19 protein-coding genes and 2 pseudogenes are annotated in these 21954 nt (G+C 70.5%); 15 read left to right on the forward strand and 6 right to left on the reverse strand.

The genetic code is table 11. The features are described 5' to 3' along the window. Positions 1-10: 10 nt before the first annotated feature. A complete protein-coding gene (locus C6A87_RS11780; protein ID WP_311117381.1) occupies positions 11-820 on the reverse strand; it encodes a universal stress protein in 810 nt (269 codons plus the stop codon). Next, complete coding sequence (locus C6A87_RS11785) at positions 814-1806, reverse strand: Acg family FMN-binding oxidoreductase (protein ID WP_311117382.1); 993 nt, start codon at positions 1804-1806, stop codon at positions 814-816. The genes C6A87_RS11780 and C6A87_RS11785 overlap by 7 nt, the downstream gene beginning before the upstream one ends. 59 nt (positions 1807-1865) lie before the next feature. Here C6A87_RS11785 and C6A87_RS11790 point away from each other — a divergent pair, with 59 nt between their 5' ends. Next, positions 1866-3620 (forward strand): GAF domain-containing protein, encoded by a 1755-nt coding sequence (locus C6A87_RS11790; RefSeq protein ID WP_396837044.1) that lies wholly within the window; start codon positions 1866-1868, stop codon positions 3618-3620. A 439-nt stretch (positions 3621-4059) separates the two neighbouring features. On the opposite strand, the gene C6A87_RS11795 is transcribed toward C6A87_RS11790, so the two are convergent. Beyond that, the gene (locus C6A87_RS11795) at positions 4060-4335 is read right to left on the reverse strand and encodes a hypothetical protein (protein WP_311117384.1); all 276 of its coding nucleotides are present in this window, start codon (positions 4333-4335) and stop codon (positions 4060-4062) included. On the opposite strand from C6A87_RS11795, the gene C6A87_RS11800 reads away from it, so the two are divergent. Further along, a complete protein-coding gene (locus C6A87_RS11800; protein WP_311117385.1) occupies positions 4322-7315 on the forward strand; it encodes a hypothetical protein in 2994 nt (997 codons plus the stop codon). The two genes, C6A87_RS11795 and C6A87_RS11800, sit on opposite strands and share 14 nt — an antisense overlap. Before the next feature lie 100 nt (positions 7316-7415). On the opposite strand, the gene C6A87_RS11805 is transcribed toward C6A87_RS11800, so the two are convergent. Both C6A87_RS11805 and C6A87_RS11810 read right to left on the reverse strand, forming a co-directional pair. After that, a complete protein-coding gene (locus tag C6A87_RS11805) occupies positions 7416-8123 on the reverse strand; it encodes a GAF and ANTAR domain-containing protein (RefSeq protein ID WP_311117386.1) in 708 nt (235 codons plus the stop codon). A gap of 196 nt (positions 8124-8319) precedes the next feature. Continuing rightward, a pseudogene (locus C6A87_RS11810) lies at positions 8320-8818 on the reverse strand (DUF1990 family protein). A 37-nt stretch (positions 8819-8855) separates the two neighbouring features. Between C6A87_RS11810 and C6A87_RS11815 the strand changes: the two are divergent. The 12 genes and pseudogenes from C6A87_RS11815 to pdxT all read left to right on the forward strand — a co-directional run bounded on the left by C6A87_RS11815 (position 8856) and on the right by pdxT (position 19784). Continuing rightward, the gene (locus C6A87_RS11815; protein ID WP_311117387.1) at positions 8856-9716 is read left to right on the forward strand and encodes an aldo/keto reductase; all 861 of its coding nucleotides are present in this window, start codon (positions 8856-8858) and stop codon (positions 9714-9716) included. A gap of 20 nt (positions 9717-9736) precedes the next feature. Further along, complete coding sequence (locus tag C6A87_RS11820) at positions 9737-10438, forward strand: PaaI family thioesterase (protein WP_311117388.1); 702 nt, start codon at positions 9737-9739, stop codon at positions 10436-10438. Further along, on the forward strand, positions 10435-10866 hold the full coding sequence (locus tag C6A87_RS11825) for a TIGR02611 family protein (protein ID WP_311117389.1): 432 nt from the start codon (positions 10435-10437) through the stop codon (positions 10864-10866). Before C6A87_RS11820 ends, C6A87_RS11825 begins: the two co-directional genes overlap by 4 nt. Positions 10867-10936: 70 nt before the next feature. Then, on the forward strand, positions 10937-13012 hold the full coding sequence (gene thrS / locus C6A87_RS11830) for a threonine--tRNA ligase (protein WP_311117390.1): 2076 nt from the start codon (positions 10937-10939) through the stop codon (positions 13010-13012). Further along, positions 12993-13562 (forward strand): HIT domain-containing protein, encoded by a 570-nt coding sequence (locus C6A87_RS11835; RefSeq protein ID WP_311117897.1) that lies wholly within the window; start codon positions 12993-12995, stop codon positions 13560-13562. The genes thrS and C6A87_RS11835 overlap by 20 nt, the downstream gene beginning before the upstream one ends. After that, positions 13559-14230, forward strand: coding sequence for a phosphatidylinositol phosphate synthase (gene pgsA / locus C6A87_RS11840; protein WP_311117391.1), 672 nt, complete (start codon positions 13559-13561; stop codon positions 14228-14230). Before C6A87_RS11835 ends, pgsA begins: the two co-directional genes overlap by 4 nt. Continuing rightward, a complete protein-coding gene (locus C6A87_RS11845) occupies positions 14227-15186 on the forward strand; it encodes a phosphatidylinositol mannoside acyltransferase (protein ID WP_311117392.1) in 960 nt (319 codons plus the stop codon). Before pgsA ends, C6A87_RS11845 begins: the two co-directional genes overlap by 4 nt. Beyond that, positions 15183-16309: pseudogene (locus tag C6A87_RS11850) on the forward strand (glycosyltransferase family 4 protein). Before C6A87_RS11845 ends, C6A87_RS11850 begins: the two are co-directional and overlap by 4 nt. After that, positions 16306-17346, forward strand: coding sequence for an NUDIX hydrolase (locus C6A87_RS11855; RefSeq protein ID WP_396837045.1), 1041 nt, complete (start codon positions 16306-16308; stop codon positions 17344-17346). Before C6A87_RS11850 ends, C6A87_RS11855 begins: the two are co-directional and overlap by 4 nt. 159 nt (positions 17347-17505) lie before the next feature. After that, on the forward strand, positions 17506-18354 hold the full coding sequence (gene pdxS, locus C6A87_RS11860; RefSeq protein WP_311117899.1) for a pyridoxal 5'-phosphate synthase lyase subunit PdxS: 849 nt from the start codon (positions 17506-17508) through the stop codon (positions 18352-18354). Continuing rightward, complete coding sequence (gene tesB / locus C6A87_RS11865; protein WP_311117393.1) at positions 18355-19203, forward strand: acyl-CoA thioesterase II; 849 nt, start codon at positions 18355-18357, stop codon at positions 19201-19203. Beyond that, positions 19200-19784, forward strand: coding sequence for a pyridoxal 5'-phosphate synthase glutaminase subunit PdxT (pdxT, locus tag C6A87_RS11870; RefSeq protein WP_311117394.1), 585 nt, complete (start codon positions 19200-19202; stop codon positions 19782-19784). The genes tesB and pdxT overlap by 4 nt, the downstream gene beginning before the upstream one ends. 64 nt (positions 19785-19848) lie before the next feature. Here the strand turns inward: pdxT and C6A87_RS11875 are convergent, their stop codons facing one another. Continuing rightward, a complete protein-coding gene (locus C6A87_RS11875) occupies positions 19849-21060 on the reverse strand; it encodes an acyl-CoA dehydrogenase family protein (RefSeq protein WP_311117395.1) in 1212 nt (403 codons plus the stop codon). Positions 21061-21195: 135 nt separating this feature from the next. Here C6A87_RS11875 and C6A87_RS11880 point away from each other — a divergent pair, with 135 nt between their 5' ends. After that, complete coding sequence (locus tag C6A87_RS11880; RefSeq protein WP_311117396.1) at positions 21196-21951, forward strand: YebC/PmpR family DNA-binding transcriptional regulator; 756 nt, start codon at positions 21196-21198, stop codon at positions 21949-21951. The last annotated feature ends 3 nt before the right edge of the window (positions 21952-21954 follow it).

Here is a 21954-nt window from a genome sequence, read left to right on the forward strand (position 1 = left end):
TGGGCACTGATCACAGTGCGGTGTGCGGTTCGCACACCAGTATCGAGCAATCGGTGTCGCGCAGGGCCGCGTTCCCGGGGGCGCCCAGCAGTGCGGCGATGCCGTCGGGCCGGTTGCGGGCGGTGACCACCAGTTGGACGGCGTCCCCGTGGGCCGAGAGGTAGCCGAGGGTGCCGCCGGGATCGTGCACCGCGGAGATGTCCACATCGGGGAAGGTGTGGCGCCATTCGGCCAGCCTGCGGTCCCAGCGCGCGCTGACCTCGGCGGGGGTCAGCACCCGTGCCGGTGCGTGCCGTCGGCGCGCCTCGTCGAGCCCGCGGCGCATCACCTCGCCGCCCGCGTCGGTGTCGGTGTACTCGATCACCACGGCGCGTTCGGCGCGGTGTTGCGGCCGTTGTGCGCGCACGATCGCGACCGCACAGCGCGCCGCCGCGGTCAGCGCCGCCGCGGTGGAACCGATCCGGCCGCTGGTGGAGTGCCTGAACCCGCGCGCGCCGAGGCACAGCAGCGACGCAGGACGGGCCGCCTCCAGCAGCGTCTCGACCGGTCTGCCCTGCAGCATCTCGAGCTCGATTTTGACGGGGCGCTCGGTGGCCTCCACGGCGGTCAGCGCGTGACGCAACGCGATCTCGCCGGTCGCCACGCGGCGGGCCTGGTCTTGCGGATCGACCGCGCCGGGTGCGGCGTCGACCACGTAGACCAGCCGCAGCGGGATGTCGGCCTCGACGGCCTCCTCGACCGCCCACAGCGCGGCGTCCACTGCCGCCGGGGACCCGTCGATGCCGACGACGATGCAGGGTCGTTCCTGTGCCCCTAGCACCGGGAGCCGCTGCGCATCTCGAGCACGTCTTCCACGGCACGGCGGGGAGTGGGCGGGGGACTGGGATCCAGCGCCGGGGCCAACCCGACCCGCACCAGCACCTGCGGGATCGCGGTGCTGTCGATCAGCGCGGCGACGACGTCGCGCCCTTCGGGGATCTCGGTGATGTGGGTGACGGTGCAGGTCGCCATCCCCGCCATGGTGGCCTCCAGGAGCACCGCCGACAAGGCTTCGCCGCACCGCAAGACGCTCTCGGCGCAGTCGTCGTCGGTGGACAGCACCAGGATCCCGGCGTGGTCCTCGTCGGGACGGCCGTGCCGATCCGGGGCGGTGGTGACCGGGAACGCGCGGCCGACGTGCACCCGGTCGCTCTCGGCCGCGGAGATCAGTGCGCTGTGTGGAATCCCTTCGCCGGTGTTGAAATCCGCTGTCCACCAGGAGAGTTCGGCGTGATACCGGGAATCGTAGAGGCGCAGCGCATCGGCCAGGTGGGAGGCCTCGGCCAACGGGCCCCGCACGTCGTCGGCGACGGCCGCCAGCCGTGCCGCGCCGTGGCGCGAGGTGAGCTCCAGCGCCTCGATCAGCAGCTCCCAGTCGGGCGGGGCGGCCATCGCCAGCCGATCGCTGCGCCGCAACAGGATCGCGTCGGCGCGCCGCCGGTGATCCTCGGCGTCCGCGGTCGCGCTGAACTCGATTCGGGCGAGGTGGCAGGTGTTGTCCGGATCGGGGAAGCGCTGCACGTGGGTCTGCCACCCGGCGGCGGCCATCGCGACCCGGAAATGGTCGAGCGCCGCGCCGCAGCTGATCAGCGCCTCGCGGCCGGACGCGTCTGCGGTGCGCAGCAGCCGCTGCGGATCGGCGAAGAGATCCACCCCGGCGTCGGTGATGGCCCACCGCCACGGCTGGCTGTTGTGCAGGGAAGGCGCCCGGCAGGCCAGTCCCAGTGCGTGGACGATCGTGACGGCGGGTACCGGTGTCGTAGTCATCTGGCCTCCTCCGGTTCACCTTCCAGCCTGCACGGGCGGTGGTTTCCGGGACAGGGCCAATGGTCCTCAACCACGGCGCCGCGTCCGTGGTGCACCATGGTCGTGTGGGGGAGATCGACGAGGCCGAACCTGACGGCGGGCTGCGCGCGGTGCGCGGCACCCTGTCCCAGCTTCGGCTGCACGAGCTTCTCAACGAGGTGCAGGACCGCGTCGAGCAGATCATCAAGGGCCGCGACCGACTCGACGGCCTGGTCGAGGCGATGCTGGTGGTCACCTCGGGTCTGGAGCTCGACGCCACGCTGCGCACCATCGTGCACACCGCGATCGACCTGGTCGACGCGCAGTACGGCGCGCTCGGGGTGCGGGGTTCCGAGGATGAACTCGTCGAGTTCGTCTACGAAGGCATCGACGAGGCCACCAGAGACCTGATCGGGCATCTCCCGGAAGGCCGAGGAGTGCTCGGGGTGCTCATCGACGACCCCAAACCCATTCGTCTGGAGGATATCTCGGCCCATGCTGCGTCGGTGGGCTTCCCGCCGAACCATCCGCCGATGCGCACCTTTCTCGGTGTCCCGGTGCGCATCCGCGACGAGGTGTTCGGCAACCTGTATCTGACCGACAAGATCGGCGGCGAGCCGTTCAGCGAGGACGACGAGGTCCTGGTCGAGGCGCTGGCCGCCGCGGCGGGCATCGCGATCGAGAACGCCCGCCTCTACGAGCAGTCGCGTGCCCGGCAGGAGTGGATCGCGGCCACCCGCGACATCGGCACCGAGTTGTTGTCGGGCACCGATCCCGCCGGGGTGTTCCGCCTCGTCGCCGAGACCGCGCACAAGCTCAGCGGGGCCCGCACCACCATGGTGGCGATCCCGGAGGATCCGGACCTGCCGGCCGAGGAGGTGGACGAACTCACCGTGGCGGCCTGGGCCGGTCTCATCGACGGCGTGCCGCCGCCCATTCCCGTCGCGGGCACCGCGGTCGGTGCCGCGTTCACCCAGCGGCTGCCGGGCAGGTTCAGCGGCGAGGACGTCGGCATCGGCGGTGTGACGGGGCCGGCCCTGGTGCTGCCGCTACGGGCCACCGATGCCGTTCCCGGCGTGTTGATCGCGGTGAGAGATGGTGGCGCACAGACGTTCTCGATCGACGAGCTGGACATGATGACGGCATTCGCCGACCAGGCCGCGCTGGCGTGGCAATTGGCCAGCACGCAACACCGGATGCGCGAACTCAGCATCCTGACCGACCGGGACCGCATCGCCCGGGATCTGCACGACCACGTGATCCAACGGCTGTTCGCCGTCGGACTGTCGTTGCAGGGCACGATCGCGCGCGCACGCTCCGACGAAGTGCAGCAACGGCTTTCCGGCTGCGTGGACGACCTGCAGGATGTGATCCAAGAGATCCGCACGACGATCTTCGACCTGCACGGCGGTTCCTCGGCGATCACCCGGCTGCGCCAGCGGCTCGACGAGGCGGTGGCCGCCTTCCCTGAATCGGGGATCCGCGCCTCGGCGCAGTACGTCGGCCCGCTCTCGGTGGTCGACGCGACACTGGCCGATCACGCCGAGGCCGTGGTGCGCGAAGCGGTCAGCAACGTTGTTCGCCACTCCGGTGCGACGGCGCTCACGGTGCTGGTCACCGTCGACGACGATCTGTCGATCGAAGTCGTCGACAACGGCAGGGGAATCGACGCCGACGTCACCGGAAGCGGGCTGGCGAATCTGTCGCAACGTGCCGTGGAGGTGGGCGGCTCCTTCACCGTGCGGGCGCGTCCGGATGGCGGCACCACGCTGACGTGGCGTGCCCCGTTACCGTGACCCGGCGGGCGGGTTCGCCCTGCCCACCCTGATCGGCATCGTTTCCCCAGCTTGACGCTGGTTTCTCCGCGCTGAGACGGTTTTCTCGTCTGTGACGGGAACGCTTCTCCTTCGCAACGGTTGGATAACGCCAGATTTGTCGCGTCGGTGATTTCTCAAATTGTCGGTTCAGTAAGCCCCGTAAGGCCGCAAAACGGAGTTCGCGCAGCACGACGTAGAAGGACTGGGATCAGATGTCACGGACCAAGAAGGGCGTGGTCGTTGTCATGATGGGCAGCGCGGGGATCTTCCTGAGCGCTCCGGTGCTGAGCCCATCGGCAAACGCGAACCCCACTCGAGGCGGTGTGCCGTGCGTGGGCATTCTCCAGCAGCTGGTGTCTCGTCCCGGCGATATCCCGCAGGCCCTGACGGACACCGCGCGCGCTTTCACCAACCCCGGTCAGCCGGCTCCTCCGGTGGTCGTGCCGCCGGCCAGCTCGTCGTCCTCGATCGGCACGCCGCCCGCGCCGCCGACGCCCCCGGGCTCGGTGCTCCGGCCTTCTTCGGGCGCGACCCCGCCCGTCCCGCCGTCCCCGGGTACGCCCGCCTCGACGTCGACAAGCGGTGCGACGCCGCCTGTTCCGCCCGCTCCGCCCGGATCGACGGGCATCCCGAACTCGGGTGCGACACCGCCCGCACCGCCGGTGCCGGGTGCGCCCGCGGTGACCACGACCAATGGCGGGACCCCGCCCGCACCGCCGGTGCCGGGTGCGCCCGCAGGCGTTCCGGTGGGTAATCCGGGCCCGCCGGCACCGCCGGTCCCGGGTCTGCCGATCGTCGGTGACGGTGGCGCGGCGCTGCCGCCGCTTCCCCCGGTCCCCGGTGGTCCCGCGGCGATGCCAGCCGGTGCTGTTCTGCCTCCGGCCCCGCCTGCTCCGGGTGCGCCGATCTTCGGTGAGGCCGGTGCGGCTCCCGCTCCCGGCGCCCTGGCAGGCCCTGGCGGCGCGGGCGCTCCGCTGGAAGGCGCCGCGGGTGCGGTGGCTCCCGGTGGTGGTGCCGGCGGTGGCGCCGGTGTCCCGGGCGGCGGTGCGCCGCTGGCCGCGGCTGCCGGTGAGGCCGGCCTGCCCGCCCCGGGCGCGCCGGTCGAGGGTGCGTCGGGTGTGGTGCCGCCTGTCGGTCCGCCCGCGCCGGGCGCTCCGGTGGAGGGTGCATCGGGTGTGGTGCCGCCTGTCGGTCCGCCCGCGCCGGGCGCCCCGGTGGTGGGTGACGGCGGCGTGGTGACCCCGCCGGCTCCCGGTAGCCCCGGTGTTCCCGTCGTCGACGAAGGTGGCGTCGTGACGCCGCCCGCTCCTCCTGCGCCGGGTGCGCCGGTGGTTGACGAGGCCGGTGTGGTGACCCCGCCCGCTCCTCCTGCGCCGGGTGCCCCGGTGGTTGACGAGGCCGGTGTGGTGACCCCGCCCGCTCCTCCTGCGCCGGGTGCCCCGGTTGACGGTGCGAGCGAGATCGCCACCTCGCCCGGGCCGGGAGCGCCTGGTGTTCCCGTCGAGTCTTCGGTGGAGGGCGCCACGCCGCCCGCGCCCGGAGCTCCCGGCACCCCCTCGGTGAACACGGTCGAGACGTTCTCTCCGCCTGCCCCACCCGCACCGGGAACCCCGTCGTCGAGCACTGTCGAGACGTTCTCGCCGCCGGCGCCGCCGGCACCCGGCACTCCTGTCGAATCCTCGGTGGAGATCCCGGCGCCGCCTGCTCCCGGCGTGCCCGGTGTGCCTGCCGGTGGTGAGGTCAATGTGGCGACCCCGCCGGCTCCGGGCGTGCCCGGAACTCCGGTGCATACCGCGCTCGAAGTGGCGACGCCGCCTGCACCCGGTGTGCCCGGCGTGCCGATTGAGGCGTCGTCGAGCGTGGTGACCCCGCCGTCTCCGGGTGTGCCTGGGACGCCGGTGAATTCGTCGATCGAGGTGGCGACCCCGCCGGCTCCGGGTGTGCCCGGTGCGCCGATTGAGGCGTCGTCGAGCGTGGTGACCCCGCCGTCTCCGGGTGTGCCTGGGACGCCGGTGGATTCGGCGATCGAGGTCGCGACGCCTCCTGCTCCCGGTGTGCCTGGTGTGCCGGTGGATTCGGCGATCGAGGTCGCGACGCCTCCTGCTCCCGGTGTGCCTGGTGTGCCTGCCGGTGGTGAGGTGGATGTGGTGACGCCTCCTGCTCCGGGTGTGCCCGGTGCTCCGGTGGTGAGTGAGGCCGGTGTGGCGACCCCGCCCGCTCCGGGTCTGCCTGGGGTGCCGGTGGATTCGGCGATCGAGGTCGCGACGCCTCCTGCTCCCGGTGTGCCTGGTGTGCCTGCCGGTGGTGGGGTGGATGTGGTGACGCCTCCTGCTCCGGGTGTGCCCGGTGCTCCGGTGGTGGGTGACGCCGGTGTGGCGACCCCGCCGGCCCCGGGTCTGCCTGTCGTCCCTGCCGGGGGTGAGGGCGGCGTCGTGACGCCGCCCGCACCCGGTGTCCCGGGTGCCCCGGTCATCGGTGAGGCCGGCCTGGTTCCGCCGCCGGGGGTTCCTGCGCCCGGTGCCCCGATCGACGCGGCTGCCGGAGTGGCGGGACCCGCGGGACCGCCCGCCGCGCCCGTCTTCGGTGAAGCAGGTGCCGCCGGTGTGCCCGGCGGAGGTGCGCCCGTCGAGGGCGCCGCCGGAGCAGTCGGTGCCGGAGCCGGTGTCCCCGGTGGCGGTGCCGGTGTCGGTGCGGGTGCACCGCTGGATGCCGCCGCTGGTGCCGCCGTTCCGGGCGGAGTTCCCGGTGCGCCGATCTTCGGTGAGGCCGGGGTGGCCACGCCGCCTGTGCCGGGTGTTCCCGGTGGTCCGGGTGCGGTGCCCGTCGGTGTGGTGACTCCGCCCGCGCCGGGTGTTCCCGGTGGTCCGGGTGCGGTGCCCGTCGGTGTGGTGACTCCGCCCGCCCCGGGTGTCCCCGGTGCGCCGATCTTCGGTGAGGCCGGGGTGGCCACGCCGCCTGTGCCGGGTGTTCCCGGTGGTCCGGGTGCGGTGCCGGTCGGTGGGGTGACCCCGCCCGCGCCGGGTGTCCCCGGGACGCCTGCGGCGGTCACGGTTCCCGGTGGGACTCCGGGGACGCCGCCGGTTCCGCCGTCCTCGACCGGCGTCTCGGTCAACACGGGCACGCCGCCGCTGCCCGCCACGCCGGGCACGCCTGCCGCGTCCTCGGTGCCCGGGAACACGCCCGGTCTGCCGCCGGCCCCGGGCACGTCGACCGGGGTCAACACCGCGACGCCGAGATCCCCGATCCCCGGGACCCCGGGCAGCTCGGTGGCGCTCGAAGATCTGCTGACGCCTCCCGGAATGATCCGGTCGGTCCAGGACGCGACGTCCTCGGTGGTCAGTGTCCTTCCGCCGCCGCCTGCTCCGGTGCCGGGCGGAGCAGGATCGGTCAGTGTCGGCGTCCCCGGCCCGCCGGACCCGTTCACCCCGCTGGCCGCGACCAGCCTGTCGAACCTGGTGTCGCCGCCGTCGCTGAGCATCCCGTCGATCCCGGGCCTGCCGGTGCCGCTTCCCAGCGAGGTGCCGGTCCCGTCCGATCTGCTCTGTGTCGGTACGGATTGGTCTGCCACCCAAGGTGATTCAGGTGCGGCTCCGGTCAACGCCGAGATCCCGCGGGCACTGATCACGGGTACGGCGCCGGCGGGTGAGCGCCGGGACCGGTGGGACACCCACTAGACCCGAACGGCCCCGGCCGTCCGTCCTCCCGCTGCGAGAGGTTCGGACGGCCGGCGCCGTCCAGTTCGAAGTGATTGGGCGAGAGGCTGTCTCGGGACGGTCAGGCGGTCGACGCCTGCGCGTCGGCGACCAGTTCGGTGGCCACCTTGATCAGCGGCACGTTGGTGTCCTGGGACAGCTTGCGCAACAACTCGAAGGCCTGGACGGCGTCCACGTGGTAGCGCTCCATGATCATGCCTTTCGCCTGGCCGATCATGTCCCGGCTGGCCAGCGCGCGCTTGAACTGGTCTTCGCGGCGCGCGGAATTCCAGGCAACCGACGAGTGCGCGGCGAAGATGAGTCCGAGAGTGCGCGACTCGGGGGTGAAGGCATCGGCCGTTTCGGCGTAGACGTTCAATGCACCCAGCGTTTCGTCGGCGATGAACAGCTGAAACGCCATGATCGCGCGAATGGGTGTCTCTGCCAGCGCGTCGCGCCGGTAGTTCGGGAAACGCTCCTCGGTCTGCAGGTCGGGGACGTGGACAACCCGTTCCTCCCACGCCGCTGTCAGGCAGGGCCCTTCCAGGTGCTGCTGCTGGATCTTGTCCAGCAGTAGCGGCCAGTGATGTGTCGCCGCCGGGGTCTCGATGCGATTGGCATTGCGGCTCAAAGTGATTCCGGCGTACTGCGCACCGGGGATCTCAACAGCGGCGATCTCGGCCAACTCGGCCACGACGGTGTCGGAGTCGGTGTCGGACCTGTTGTGCAGTCCCTGGACAAGTTCGGCCACCCGTAGATGTGCGGCCTCCATGCCGGCTGGATCGATCATCCCTCACCCGTCCGATACTTACGCGTCAATATGGCACTACAGGCTACCGCTGACCGCAACGGTCGGTGCGGGCATGGGAAATGTTGCCTCTGTGACCGTTTGCTGCGGTCGTCGGGGCGGTTCCCGGCACCGCTGCGCCCCTGATGGGGCCCGTTTTGCACACCGGCAGGCGCTTTCAGCGAATTCACAGGGGGGATCAGAGCGCGCGGAGATACCGGTCGGTGACCACCCGTTGCACCACAGAGGTCACCGGGGCGCCGAGCCGGCTCCACCACGTGGCATGCCGGGAGAACGCAGTCACCTCCGCAGACACCGCTTCAGAGTCGGGCTGGTAGCTCACCAGGAAAAGCTCCTCGCCGGATACCGCATGTCCGGGCAGCGTGCCGTAGGCGAAACCCCGGCGGTCGGGCTCGTCGACGACGTAGACCACCCGGCACGGCGCGACCACGGGTCCGAGGTGCACCAGGACCTCGGCGCCCACGGCCGCCTCGACGGCGGTGGCCTCCACCCGCAGCCCCGCCCCGCGCAGCATGCCCCACCGCATCCCCGCGGCGGCGGCTTGCTCGAACCGGTCCCGGCCCCGGCCGATCACCGACGTCTTCCGCAGGTGGCGGTAGCCCGCGGGCAGTTCGGCGGCCGTCGCGCCCACCTCGGGGTAGGTCAGCGGCCAGGCTCGCCAGATCAGTCAGTTTCACGGTGCCAGCTTGGCACCGACCGCGTACCGTCGGTGCCGTGACTGCTGCCCCCGCGCCGACCTTCGCCCTCGGCGGTGAGCTCACCGTCAACCGTCTCGGGTTCGGCGCGATGCGGCTGACCGGCAAGGGCGTCTGGGGGCCGCCTGCCGACCGGGACGAATGCCTTCGGGTGCTGCGCCGGGCCGTCGAGCTCGGGGTCGACTTCATCGACACCGCGGACTCCTACGGCCCGTATGTCAGCGAGGAGCTGATCCGCGAGGCGCTGCATCCCTACGACGGCGTGGTCATCGCGACCAAGGCCGGGCTGCTGCGCACCGGCCCGGACGTCTGGGAGCCGCTCGGGTTCCCGGCCTACCTGCGCCAAGAGTGCGAGCTGAGTCTGCGCCGGCTCGGCGTGGACACCATCGACCTGTTCCAGCTGCACCGCATCGACTCGAAGTTCCCGGCCGAAGACCAGATCGGTGAACTGACCGCGCTGCAGCAGGAGGGCAAGATCCGGCACATCGGACTGTCGGAGGTCGACGCCGACCAACTGGCCGCCGCCCGTGCGATCGCGCCGATCGTGTCCGTGCAGAACATGTACAACCTCACGACGCGCGGCTCCGAGCCGGTGCTGGAGGTGTGCGAAGCCGAGCAGATCGCGTTCATCCCGTGGTTCCCGCTGGCTGCGGGCCCGCTGGCGGCGCCTGACGGCCCGCTGCAGCGCATCGCCGCCGAGCACGGGGCCACCCCGTCGCAGCTCGCGCTGGCCTGGTTGCTGCACCGTTCACCGGTGATGCTGCCCATCCCCGGCACCTCCAAGGTCGCCCATCTGGAGGAGAACGTTGCCGCGGCGGCCATCGAATTGACCGACGCCGAGTTCGAGACACTGAGCAACGCCGGCGCCGCCGCGGGCTGAGCAACCAATACGGTGGGCGGGTGAGCACCAACAGCGCGGCTGACACACACGTCGGTACTGGATCCGACGCCCGCCTCGGTACTGGAGTCGACGCCCGCGTCGGTACTGGATTCGACGCCCGCGTCGGTGGAGGTTTCAATCCGCCGAAACCCACCGACCGCGGGGGACCGGACTACGGGCGTTTCGTCGAGGCGGTGCGGGCACTGCAGGATCACGCGCGCGCCGCGGATGCCCCCGACACGGTGATCACCGAGGCCGCCGACCTGATCGAGAAAGCGTCGGCGCTGCTGGCGCCGTTCGACGCCGACGAATGGTCCTCGCCGTCGGGCCGCCGGATGGACCTGCCCAACCGCGGCAACATCCTCAGCCCGCCGGTCGACCTGCACGTCACCGAGGACGGCCGGGTCCGCGGCACCGCCCGGTTCCGCCGCTATCACCTGGGCCGCAACGGCGCCGCGCACGGCGGCGCGGTGGCCCACCTGTTCGACTCGCTGCTCGGTTTCACCGCGTTCAAGCTCAGCGGCAGCAAGGCCCAGCGCACCGCGTTCCTGCACGTCGACTACCGCAAGATCGCGCTGATCGGTGCCGAGCTGCAGGTCAACGCCGGCATCGACGACATCGTCGACCGCAAGATCTTCGTGTCGGGGCGTCTGCTCGACGGCGACCAGGTGCTGGCCGAGGCCCATTCGCTGTTCGTCAGACTCAAGCCGGGGCAGCCGTGAGCGAAGACACCGGGCTGCGCGGGCTGACCCACAAGTGGGCGCGGTGGCGGGACCGGCTGCGGCAACGCCGCGCCCTCGATCTGGCCTACCGCATCGCCGTCGGCATCGTCGGCCTGCTGGTGCTGGTCGTCGGCATCCTGGCCATCCCGTACCCCGGCCCCGGCTGGGCGATCGTGTTCCTCGGTCTGGCGATCCTGGCCACCGAGTTCGAATGGGCGCACCGGCTGCTGAGGTACGTCCGCAAGCGCTACGACGCGGTGATGGACTGGTTCAAGGAGCAGGGACTGTGGGTGCAGGCCCTCGGCGCGCTGCTCACGTTCGCCGTGGTGGTCGGGACCTTGTGGTTGCTGGGAGCCCTGGCGTTCGTCGGGGGACTGTTCGGGATCGAACACAGCTGGCTGGATAGCCCCATTGGTATCGGGGCGTGAGCCCCCGCACCGATAGCATGGTCGCGGTCGACCCGGCCCGCACCCACCTGAACGTTTGGAGAACCCAGCGATGAGCGCCCCCGCCCGCCCCGCCCCCGTAGCCCCGATCCGGGTCGCTGCCGGGACGACCGCCGGGCAGGCGGTGCGTGACGCCGGCTTGCCGTCCCGCGGCGCGTCCGACGCCGTCGTCGTCGTGCGCGACCCCGAGGGTCGGTTGCGGGACCTGTCCTGGATTCCCGACGCCGACGTCGAGGTGGAGCCGGTTGCCGCCGACACCGACGACGGCCGCAGCGTGATCCGGCACTCGGCGGCCCACGTGCTGGCCCAGGCGGTCCAGGACATGTTCCCCGAGGCCAAGCTCGGCATCGGCCCGCCGATCACCGACGGCTTCTACTACGACTTCGAGGTCGCCGAGCCGTTCACCCCCGAACATCTCGAGGCCCTCGAGAAGCGGATGCGCAAGATCGTCAAGGACGGTCAGCTGTTCGAGCGCCGGGTGTTCGAATCCAAGGACCAGGCCCGCGAGGAACTCGCCGACGAGCCGTACAAGCTCGAGCTCATCGACGACAAGTCCGGGGACCTGGAGTCATCGGACGAGATAATGGAGATAGGCGGCGACGAACTGACCGCCTACGACAACCTCAATCCCCGTACCCGCGAACGGGTGTGGGGCGATCTCTGCCGCGGCCCGCACATCCCGACCACCCGCTACATCCCGGCGTTCAAGCTGACCCGCAGCTCGGCGGCCTACTGGCGCGGCGACCAGAACAACGCCAGCCTGCAGCGCATCTACGGCACCGCGTGGGAGTCGCAGGAGGCACTCGACCGCCACCTGGAGCTGATCGAGGAAGCGCTCAAGCGCGACCACCGCAAGCTCGGCGTGGAGCTGGACCTGTTCAGCTTCCCCGACGAACTGGGTTCGGGCCTACCGGTTTTCCATCCCAAGGGCGGAGTGGTGCGTCGCGAGCTGGAGGAGTACTCGCGGCGCAAGCACATCGAGGCCGGCTACGAGTTCGTCAACACCCCGCACATCACCAAGGAACAGCTCTACATCACCTCCGGGCACCTGGAGTGGTACGCCGACGGCATGTTCCCGCCGATGCAGATCGACGCGGAGTACAACGAGGACGGCACGGTGCGCAAGCCCGGGCAGGACTACTACCTCAAGCCGATGAACTGCCCGATGCACCACCTGATCTACCGGTCGCGGGGGCGTTCCTACCGCGAACTGCCGTTGCGGCTCTTCGAGTTCGGCAGCGTGTACCGCTACGAGAAGTCCGGCGTGGTCCACGGGCTGACCCGGGTGCGCGGCATGACCCAGGACGACGCGCACATCTACTGCACCCGCGAGGAGATGCGCGACGAGCTGGCCCGGCTGTTGCAGTTCGTGCTGGAACTGCTGGCCGACTACGGGCTCAACGACTTCTATCTGGAGCTCTCGACCAAGGATCCCGAGAAGTTCGTCGGCTCCGACGAGCTGTGGGAGGAAGCCACCGAGACGCTGCGCGAAGTGGCCGAATCCTCGGGGCTGCAACTGGTTCCCGATCCCGGTGGCGCGGCGTTCTACGGTCCGAAGATCTCGGTGCAGGTGCGCGACGCGCTGGGACGCAACTGGCAGATGTCGACGATCCAGCTGGACTTCAACATGCCCGACCGCTTCGAGCTGGAGTACACCAGCCCTGATGGGACACGTAAGCGGCCGGTGCTGATCCACCGTGCGCTGTTCGGGTCGATCGAACGGTTCTTCGGGGTGCTCACCGAGCACTACGCCGGCGCGTTCCCGGCCTGGCTGGCGCCGGTGCAGGTGGTCGGCATCCCGGTCGCCGACGACCACATCCCGTACCTGGAGGGGCTGGTGAGCCGGCTGCGCGGGCTCGGCATCCGCGCCGAGGTGGACACCAGTGACGACCGGATGGCCAAGAAGATCGTCAACCACACGAACCAGAAGGTGCCGTTCATGCTGCTGGCCGGCGACCGCGACGTCGAGGCCGGAGCCGTTTCGTTCCGGTTCGGGGACCGCACGCAGATCAACGGCGTGCCGAGCGACCGAGCCGTCGAGGCCATCGTGGACTGGGTGCGCCGCCGCGAGAACGCGGTTCCCACAGCGGAACTCGTCGAGATCAACGCTGAAGCGGACGAGGGGTGACGTGGACTCCGAGGACACGATCGTAGACCGCGGTGTCGGCGACCCCGATCAGCTGCAGCGGCTCTGGACACCGCACCGGATGACCTACATCGTCGATGCGGTGAAGGCGGGTCCGGAGACGTCGTCGGAACCGTTCACCGACATCCCGAACATGTCCGACGAGGACGGGCTGGTCGTCGCGCGCGGCGAGCTCGTGTACGCGGTGCTCAACCTCTACCCGTACAACCCGGGTCACCTGATGGTGGTCCCGTACCGGCGGGTGGCCGAGCTGGAGAGCCTCACCGTGGCCGAGAGCGCGGAGCTGATGGCGTTCACGCAGAAGGCCATCCGGGTGATGAAGGCGGTGTCACGCCCGCACGGCTTCAACGTCGGCCTCAACCTGGGCACCTCGGCCGGCGGATCGCTGTCCGAACACCTGCACATGCATGTGGTGCCGCGCTGGGGCGGGGACGCCAACTTCATCACCGTCATCGGCGACTCCAAGGTCATCCCGCAACTGCTGCGGGACACCCGCCGGTTGCTGGCCGCCGAGTGGGACAGGCAGCAGTGAGCGATTTCTACCTGATGACCCGCGCGGCCTACACGAAGTTGTCACGGCCGGTGGCCAAGGGCGCGCTCAAGCTCGGGCTGACCCCGGACAGTGTCACCATCCTGGGCACCGCCGGCTCGGTGCTGGCCGCGCTGACCCTGTTCCCGATGGGTTATCTCTTCGCCGGCGCGTTCGCTGTCGCGTTCTTCGTGCTGGCCGACATGCTCGACGGGGCGATGGCCCGGCAGAGCGGCGGCGGCACCCGGTTCGGGGCGGTGCTCGACGCCGCGTGCGACCGGATCAGCGACGGGGCGGTGTTCTGCGGGCTGCTGTGGTGGGCGGTGTTCGGGCTGCACAGCACCGGCCTGGCGGTGGCCACCATGATCTGCCTGGTGTCGTCGCAGGTCATCTCCTACATCAAGGCCCGCGCGGAGGCCAGCGGCCTCAACGGCGACGGCGGCCTGATCGAGCGTCCGGAACGCCTGTTGATCATCCTGGCCGGGGCGTGCTTCTCCGATCTGCCGTTCTTCCCGCTGCCGTGGCTGCTCGACGTCGCGATGTGGCTGCTCGCGATCACCAGCGTGGTCACGGTGGGGCAGCGGTTGCACAGCGTACGGACCTCGGCCGCGGCCATGGACCCGCTGCCGGTGCGCGAAACCGGGGACACGCCGAAGACCACCGACCAATGACAGAGCACCCGGCCGGGTCCGGCGGCACTGGACGGGGACTGCGCTCGCTGCCGTCGGCGGTGGGTGGACAGCTGGCTGACTGGGGCTACGCCGCCGGCTGGCAGCTGGTCCGTGCGGCCCCGGAGGCCGTGGCGCGCAACACCTTCGACGCCGGCGCGCGATGGGCGGCCCGCAACGGCGGACCCGAACAGCTGCGCAAGAACCTCGCGCGGGTGACGGGGACGACCCCGGAGCGCGTGCCCGAAGACCTGATGCGCGCCTCACTGGCGTCCTACGCGCGGTACTGGCGCGAGGCGTTCCGGCTGCCGGCGATGGACCACGCGGACCTGGCCCGACGACTGCGCGTCAACGACATCGAGCTGCTGTGGGCGGCACTGGACGCCGGCCGCGGCGCGGTGCTCGCGCTGCCGCACAGCGGCAACTGGGACATGGCCGGGGTGTGGCTGGTGCAGAACCACGGCACGTTCACCACCGTCGCCGAACGGCTCAAGCCTGAGTCGCTCTATCACCGCTTCCTGGCCTACCGCGAGCGCCTCGGCTTCGAGGTGGTCCCGCTCTCGGGCGGCACGCGGCCCCCGTTCGACGTGCTGCGCGACCGGTTGCTCGGCAACGGCGTGGTGTGCCTGATGGCCGACCGGGACATGACCCGGACAGGAGTGCCGGTCGACTTCTTCGGCGAGCCGAGCAGGCTGCCCGCGGGCCCGGCCAAACTCGCGCTGACGACCGGAGCCGCGCTGCTGCCGGTGCACTGCTGGTTCGAACCCGACGACTGGGGCATGCAGGTCTATCCGGAACTGGACACCTCGTCCGGGGACGTCATCGCCATCACCCAGGCCCTGGCCGACCGGTTCGCGACCAACATCGCCGCCCACCCCGAGGACTGGCACATGATGCAGCCGCAGTGGCTGGCCGACCTGTCCGACGAGCGCCGGGCCCGCCTGGAGTCTTACGGATGAGGATCGGGATGGTCTGCCCGTACTCGTTCGACGTTCCCGGCGGGGTGCAGTCGCACGTGCTGCAGCTGGCCACGGTGTTGCGCGCCGACGGCCACGAGGTCAGTGTGCTGGCACCGGCTTCTCCGGAAGCGGGGGACGCCCTGCCCGACTTCGTGGTCTCCGGCGGCCGGGCCGTACCGATTCCGTACAACGGCTCGGTGGCGCGGCTGCGCTTCGGCCCTGCTACCCACCGCAAGGTCAAGAAGTGGCTGCAGCAGGGCGCTTTCGACGTGCTGCACCTGCACGAGCCCAATGCGCCCAGCCTGTCGATGCTCGCGCTGAACATCGCCGAGGGCCCGATCGTGGCCACCTTCCACACGTCGACGACCCGGTCGCTGACGCTGTCGGTGTTCGAGCCGATCCTGCGGCCGATGCACGAGAAGATCGTCGGCCGCATCGCGGTGTCCGACCTGGCGCGGCGGTGGCAGATGGAGGCGCTGGGCAGCGACGCCGTGGAGATCCCCAACGGTGTCGACGTGGGCAGTTTCGCGTCGGCGCCGCTGCTGCCGGGGTATCCGAGGCCGGGCCGCACCGTGCTGTTCCTGGGCCGGTTCGACGAGCCCCGCAAGGGCATGTCGGTGCTGCTCGGCACGCTGCCGGCGCTGGTGGAGCGGTTCGCCGACGTGGAGATCCTGGTCGTCGGCCGCGGCGACGAGGACGCACTGCGCGCCCAGGCAGGCCCGTTGGCCGGTCATCTGCGGTTCCTCGGGCAGGTCTCCGACGCCGAGAAGGCCTCGGCGATGCGCAGCGCCGAGGTGTACTGCGCGCCCAACACCGGTGGCGAGAGCTTCGGCATCGTGCTGGTCGAGGCGATGGCCGCCGGGACCGCCGTGGTGGCCAGCGACCTCGACGCGTTCCGGCGCGTCCTCGACGACGGGCAGGCCGGCTGGTGGCCGTCGACGACTCCGCCGCGCTGGCCGAGGGGCTGATCGAGGTGCTCGCCGACGACGCGGCCCGCGCCGGCTACATCGAGTACGCGGCCGGGGCGGTGCAGCGCTACGACTGGTCGGTGGTGGCCCGGCAGATCCTGCGGGTGTACGAGACCGTCGCCGGCGCCGGGGTGAAGGTTCAGGTCGAGTCGTGATCCCGTGGGTGACCGCGGTCGTCATCGCGGTGCTGGTCGCGGTGATCCTGCTGACCGTCGGCTGGGCCTACCAGACGGCGAACCGGCTGGACCGGCTGCACGTGCGCTATGACCTGTCGTGGCAGGCGCTCGACGGGGCGCTGGCTCGGCGCGCGGTGGTGGCCAGGGCGGTGGCCGTCGAGGCCTACGGCGGGGGACCGGAGGGCAGACGGCTGGCCGCGCGGGCCGCCGCCGCCGAGCGGGCGCCCCGGTCGGGACGCGAAGCCGCCGAGAACGAGTTGTCGGCCGCGCTGGCGCGGGTGGACCCGGCGTCGCTGCCGTTGCCGCTGGTCGCCGAACTGGCCGACGCCGAGGCACGCGTGGTGCTGGGCCGCCGCTTCCACAACGACGCGGTGCGCGACACCCTCGCCCTGCGCGAGCGTCCGCTGGTGCGGGCGCTGCGCCTGGGCGGGACCGCGGCGCTGCCGACCTATTTCGAGATCGCCGAGGGTGGGGAGCTGTCGGCCCGGGAGCCCGCCCCGGTGAGCAAGCGGACGTCGGCCCGGGTGGTCCTGCTCGACGGCGACGGTGCGGTGCTGCTGCTGTGCGGATCCGATCCGGCCGCGGCGGGCGGGGACATGCCCGCCCCGCGCTGGTGGTTCACCATCGGCGGCGCCGCGCAGGAAGGGGAGTCGCTGGCCCAGGCCGCGGTGCGCGAACTACACGAGGAGACCGGGCTGCTGCTGGCGCCGGAGGACGTCGTGGGTCCGGTGTGGCGACGCGACGCCGTCATCGACTTCAACGGCTCGGTGATGCGCAGCGAGGAACTGTACTTCGTGCACCGCACCGCCCGGTTCGAGCCGTCGGCCGCCGGTCGCTCCGGGCTGGAGCGCAGCTACATCCACGGTCACCGCTGGTGCGACGCGGCGACGATCGACAGTCTGGTCACCCAGGGGGAGACCGTGTACCCGCGGCAATTGGGGGAGCTTCTCGCCGAGGCCAACGCGCTCGCCGACGCGGGTGCGCCGCCGGACGGGCCGCCGCGCGCCATCCGGTGAGCTCAGCTGTATCGCTGATCACGTCGGCGCGGACCGAATCGATTTGCGGTCGCCTCTAGACTGGATCGGTAGCGATCTAAGGAGAAGGCAGTGGAATCCGAAACGTCGGGGGCAGATCTGGGGGCTCCCGCTCGCGGAACAGCGCGGGTCAAGCGTGGTATGGCCGAGATGCTCAAGGGCGGCGTGATCATGGACGTGGTCACCCCTGAGCAGGCGCGTATCGCCGAGGGCGCGGGCGCGGTCGCGGTGATGGCGCTGGAACGGGTTCCGGCCGACATCCGGGCTCAGGGCGGGGTGTCGCGGATGAGCGACCCCGACATGATCGAGGGCATCATCGACGCGGTCACCATCCCGGTGATGGCCAAGGCGCGGATCGGTCATTTCGTCGAGGCGCAGATCCTGCAGAGCCTGGGCGTGGACTACGTCGACGAGTCCGAGGTGCTGACCCCGGCCGACTACACCAACCACATCGACAAGTGGCGCTTCACCGTGCCGTTCGTGTGCGGCGCGACCAACCTGGGCGAGGCGCTGCGCCGGATCACCGAGGGCGCGGCGATGATCCGCTCCAAGGGCGAGGCCGGTACCGGCGATGTGTCCAACGCCACCACCCACATGCGCAAGATCGGCGGCGAGATCCGCCGGCTGACGTCGCTGTCGGAGGACGAGCTGTACGTCGCGGCCAAGGAATTGCAGGCGCCCTACGATCTGGTCGTCGAGGTGGCGCGGGCCGGCAAGCTGCCGGTGACGCTGTTCACCGCCGGTGGCATCGCGACCCCGGCCGACGCGGCGATGATGATGCAGCTCGGCGCCGAGGGCGTGTTCGTCGGGTCGGGCATCTTCAAGTCCGGGAACCCGGCCGAACGGGCGGCGGCCATCGTCAAGGCCACCACGTTCTACGACGACCCCGACGTGCTGGCCAAGGTGTCACGCGGACTCGGCGAGGCGATGGTCGGCATCAACGTCGACGACATCCCGCAGCCGCACCGCTTGGCCGAGCGCGGCTGGTAAGTGGCGATTGAAGAGATCCTCGATCTGGAACAGCTCGAGGTCAACATCTATCGCGGCGGTGTCTTCAGCCCGGAATCGGGTTTTCTGCAGCGCACTTTCGGCGGTCACGTCGCCGGCCAGTCGCTGGTGTCCGCAGTGCGGACGGTGGACCCGAAGTTCCAGGTGCACTCGCTGCACGGCTACTTTCTGCGGCCCGGTGACGCGCGCGCGCCGTCGATCTACACCGTCGAGCGGATCCGCGACGGCGGCTCGTTCTGCACCCGCCGGGTAAGTGCGATCCAGCACGGCGAGACGATCTTCTCGATGTCGGCGTCGTTCCAGACCGACCAGAGCGGCATCGAGCATCAGGACGCGATGCCGTTCGCGCCGCCGCCCGACGACATCCCGGACTTCAAGTCCAGCAGCAAGGTGTTCGACGACGCCAGCTTCCGGCAGTTCGACGAGTGGGACGTGCGGATCGTCCCGCGCGACCGGCTCGGCGTCCGCGAGGGCAAGGCGTCCCAGCAGCAGGTCTGGTTCCGGCACCGCGACCCGCTGCCCGACGACCACGTGCTGCACATCTGTGCGCTGGCCTACATGAGCGATCTGACTCTGCTGGGTTCGGCCCAGGTGAACCACATCGAGGAGCGCAAGCACCTGATGGTGGCCTCGCTGGACCACGCGATGTGGTTCATGCGGCCCTTCCGCGCCGACGAGTGGCTGCTCTACGACCAGTCGTCGCCGTCGGCGTGCGGCGGGCGTTCCCTGACCCAGGGCAAGATCTACAACCGCTACGGCGAGATGGTCGCGGCGGTGATGCAGGAGGGGCTGACCCGGTTCACCCGCGACTTCGGCACGGGCCGCGAGTGAGCGCCCCGCAGGTCGGGGTGCTGGCTCTGCAGGGGGACACCCGCGAACACCTCGCAGCGCTGACCGAGGCCGGGGCGCAGGCGCGCACCGTGCGTCGGCGCGCTGAACTCGACGCGGTGGACGCTCTGGTGATTCCGGGTGGCGAGTCCACCGCGATGAGCCATCTGCTGCGCGAGTTCGAGCTGCTCGAGCCGCTGCGGGCCCGGCTGGCCGACGGCATGCCGGCCTACGGGTCGTGCGCGGGAATGATCCTGCTGGCCAGCGACATCGCCGACGCCGGAGTGCCCGGGCGTCAGGCCCTGCCACTGGGTGCCATCGATATGACGGTGCGCCGCAACGCTTTCGGTCGTCAGGTCGATTCGTTCGAGGAGGACGTCGACTTCGACGGGCTGGACGGCACGGTGCACGCGGTGTTCATCCGGGCGCCGTGGGTCGAGCGCGTCGGGGCTGGTGTCGAGGTGCTGGCGACCGCCGGTGGACACCCCGTCGCGGTGCGTCAGGGCAAGGTGCTGGCCACCGCGTTCCACCCCGAGGTGACCGGCGACCGCCGCGTGCACAAACTCTTCGTCGACTCGCTCTAACGCAGCGAATCCGGCGCGCTCGAGCACCCTGGGTGTCGCATTGCGCGCCGGATTCGCCGGAAAGTCAGCGCAGGGGCAGTCCGGTGAGGGCGCGGGCCATCACCAGCCGCTGGATCTCGCTGGTGCCCTCGAAGATCGTGAAGATCTTGGCGTCGCGGTGCATCCGCTCGACCGGGTACTCGCGCGTGTAACCGTTGCCGCCGAGGATCTGGATCGCCTCGTCGGTCACGTACACCGCGGTCTCAGACGCCACCAGCTTGGCCATCGAGCCCTCAGCCGAGGTGAACTCCTTGCCGTTGCGGGCCATCCAGCCGGCGCGGTAGACGAGCAGCCGGGACGCGTCGATGCGGGCCTTCATGTCGGCCAGCTTGAACGCGACGGCCTGGAACTCGCCGATCTTGCGGCCGAACTGTTCGCGCTCGCAGGCGTAGTCGCGGGCGTACTCGTAGGCGGCGCGCGCGACCCCGACGGCCATCGCGCCGACGGTGGGGCGGGTCCGCTCGAACGTGGCCAGTGCGGCCTGGCCTGCGGCCTTCTTGCCCTCGCGGACCTTGGCGATCCGCGCGTCGAACTTCTCCTTGCCGCCGACGATCAGCCGCCCGGGGATGCGGACGTCGTCGAGCACCACCTCGGCGGTGTGCGATGCGCGGATGCCGTGCTTGAGGAACTTCTGGCCCTGGCTGAGGCCCTTCGTGCCGGGCGGAATCAGGAACGACGCCTGGCCGCGGGTGCCGAGTTCGGGATACACCGACGCCACGACGACGTGGACGTTGGCGATGCCGCCGTTGGTGGCCCAGGTCTTGGTGCCGTTGAGCACCCATTCGTCGGTCGCCTCGTCGTAGCGGGCGCGGGTCAGGATCGCCCCGACGTCCGAGCCGGCGTTGGGTTCGGAGGAACAGAACGCGGCGACCTTGGGGTCCTCGACGGTGCCGAACATCTGCGGCACCCATTCGCCGACCTGCTCGGGAGTGCCGTTGGCGGCCACCGACGCCGCGGCCAGGCCGGTGCCCAGGATGGACAGCGCGATGCCGGCGTCCCCCCAGAACATCTCCTCGAACGCCACGATCATGCCTAGGCCGCTGGGTTCGGCGGCCTGTTCGGCGAAGAACTCCACCGAGTAGAGGCCGACCTTGGCGGCCTCCTGGATGATCGGCCACGGGGTCTGCTCGCGCTCGTCCCATTCGGCCGCGGCGGGCCGGATGACGTCGGCGGCGAACTCGTGGACCCACTTCTGCACGTCGAGCAGATCGGAGGACAGCTCCAGGGAGAATGTCATGAACAGCGACCTTACTCCGGAGTAAGGTAGCTGACGGCAAGTGTGTCCGACTTAACACCACGACCGGCAAGTAAACTCGTGGACCGGACTTTCACGACGCCCGGATGAACTAGAAGAGAAGAAGGTAAAAGCTGCATGAGCGGCCATTCCAAGTGGGCGACCACCAAGCACAAGAAGGCCGTGATCGACGCGCGTCGCGGCAAGAACTTCGCCAAGCTGATCAAGAACATCGAGGTCGCGGCACGCACCGGCGGTGGCGACCCCGCCGGTAACCCGACGCTCTACGACGCCATCCAGAAGGCCAAGAAGAACTCGGTGCCCAACGACAACATCGAGCGTGCCCGCAAGCGCGGCGCGGGCGAGGAAGCCGGCGGCGCAGACTGGCAGACCATCACCTATGAGGGGTACGGCCCCAACGGCGTCGCGGTGCTCGTCGAGTGCCTCACGGACAACCGCAACCGCGCCGCGGGCGAGGTCCGGGTCGCGATGACCCGCAACGGCGGCAACATGGCCGACCCCGGCTCGGTGGCCTACCTGTTCTCCCGCAAGGGTGTGATCACCCTCGAGAAGAACGGCCTCTCCGAGGACGACGTGCTGGCCGCGGTTCTCGACGCCGGCGCCGAGGATGTCAACGATCTGGGCGAAAGCTTCGAGATCATCTCGGAGCCAACGGATCTGGTGGCCGTGCGGACCGCACTGCAGGACGCGGGCATCGACTACGAGTCCGCCGAGGCGAGTTTCCAGCCGTCGGTGACGGTGCCGGTCGACCTGGAGGGCGCCCGCAAGGTGCTCAAGCTCGTCGACGCGCTCGAAGACAGTGACGACGTCCAGGACGTCTACACCAACATCGACATCCCGGACGACGTCGCGGCCGCACTCGACGAGGAGTAGGCG

The sequence above is a fragment of the Mycobacterium sp. ITM-2016-00317 genome (assembly GCF_002968295.1).
Lineage (GTDB): Bacteria > Actinomycetota > Actinomycetes > Mycobacteriales > Mycobacteriaceae > Mycobacterium.